The 1,244-nt window shown below is 63.7% G+C and carries 4 protein-coding genes; all 4 read right to left on the bottom strand.

The features are described 5' to 3' along the window. Positions 1–223, bottom strand: a 223-nt coding sequence (gene rpsK / locus ACIRS4_RS37565) for a 30S ribosomal protein S11 (RefSeq protein WP_404204662.1), incomplete at its 3' end; no start/stop codon positions are given. Between the two features lie 9 nt (positions 224–232). Beyond that, positions 233–604 (bottom strand): 30S ribosomal protein S13, encoded by a 372-nt coding sequence (gene rpsM, locus ACIRS4_RS37560; protein ID WP_213557960.1) that lies wholly within the window; start codon positions 602–604, stop codon positions 233–235. A 180-nt stretch (positions 605–784) separates the two neighbouring features. Then, the gene (rpmJ, locus tag ACIRS4_RS37555) at positions 785–898 is read right to left on the bottom strand and encodes a 50S ribosomal protein L36 (RefSeq protein WP_033085975.1); all 114 of its coding nucleotides are present in this window, start codon (positions 896–898) and stop codon (positions 785–787) included. Between the two features lie 122 nt (positions 899–1,020). Next, complete coding sequence (gene infA, locus ACIRS4_RS37550; RefSeq protein WP_040804562.1) at positions 1,021–1,242, bottom strand: translation initiation factor IF-1; 222 nt, start codon at positions 1,240–1,242, stop codon at positions 1,021–1,023. Positions 1,243–1,244: the final 2 nt, after the last annotated feature.

Raw genomic sequence — 1,244 nt, 5'->3', positions numbered from 1 at the left:
CGGCGAGCTGAGCGGCGAACGGAGTCGACTTACGCGAGCCCTTGAAACCGACGTGGCCGGAGGACGCCCAGGAGATGACGTTGCCTTCGGGATCGGTGATCGACACGATCGTGTTGTTGAACGTGCTCTTGATGTGAGCGTGGCCGTGCGGGATGTTCTTCTTATCCCGGCGACGCGCTTTCTGAGTCTTCTTCGGGCCCGAGGCCCGGCTCTTCGGAGGCATGCGCTATCCCTACTTCTTCTTGCCGGCGACGGTCTTCTTCGGACCCTTGCGCGTACGAGCGTTGGTCTTCGTCCGCTGACCACGCACGGGCAGGCCACGGCGGTGGCGGATGCCCTGGTAGCAGCCGATCTCGATCTTGCGACGGATGTCGGCCTGCACCTCGCGGCGCAGGTCACCCTCGACCTTGAACTCCTGCGCTTCGATGAAGTCGCGGAGCTTGGTCAGGTCGTCGTCGCTGAGGTCCTTCGACCGCAGGTCCGGGCTGACGCCCGTCTCCGCGAGGATCTCCTTGGCGCGGGTACGGCCGATGCCGAAGATGTAGGTCAGCGCGATCTCCATGCGCTTTTCGCGCGGGAGGTCGACGCCCATCAGACGTGCCATGGTTGGCGTTTCCTTACTTTTGCGGAGGTCTGCTCCCTGGCCGTCCCCTCGTAAGTGGGGCCCCGGCCTCCGTACCGGGGGTAGGCCGCCATCCGTCCCCTGACGGGACTCGGCGACGGCGACTGGCGCTGGGAGTGCTTCTTATTGCCAATCCGAACTGCGTTCGGTGCTTGGCGGAGATCAGCCCTGACGCTGCTTGTGGCGCAGGTTCTCGCAGATCACCATGACCCGACCGTGACGGCGGATCACCTTGCACTTCTCGCAGATCGGCTTGACGGACGGCTGAACCTTCACGTCAGATCCAATCTGGGTTGGTGTTCACTGGCCGTGAACACAGTTTTTCCCCGGTCAGTTCGACCGGGGAAACCCGGGGCATATCGCCCCGGAAGTCTTGATGCGCTCCCGCGAGGAGCGACTCACTTGTAGCGGTAGACGATGCGGCCGCGGGTCAAGTCGTAGGGCGAGAGCTCCACGACGACGCGGTCCTCGGGCAGGATGCGGATGTAGTGCTGCCGCATCTTGCCGCTGATGTGGGCCAGAACCTTGTGCCCGTTCTCCAGCTCGATCCGGAACATCGCATTGGGCAACGGCTCGATAACCCGGCCCTCGACCTCGATGGCCCCTTCCTTCTTCGCCATAT

Source organism: Streptomyces sp. NPDC101166 (assembly GCF_044768125.1).
In the GTDB taxonomy this organism is placed as follows: Bacteria; Actinomycetota; Actinomycetes; order Streptomycetales; family Streptomycetaceae; genus Streptomyces.
This window is presented reverse-complemented; position numbering and strand designations above follow the sequence as displayed.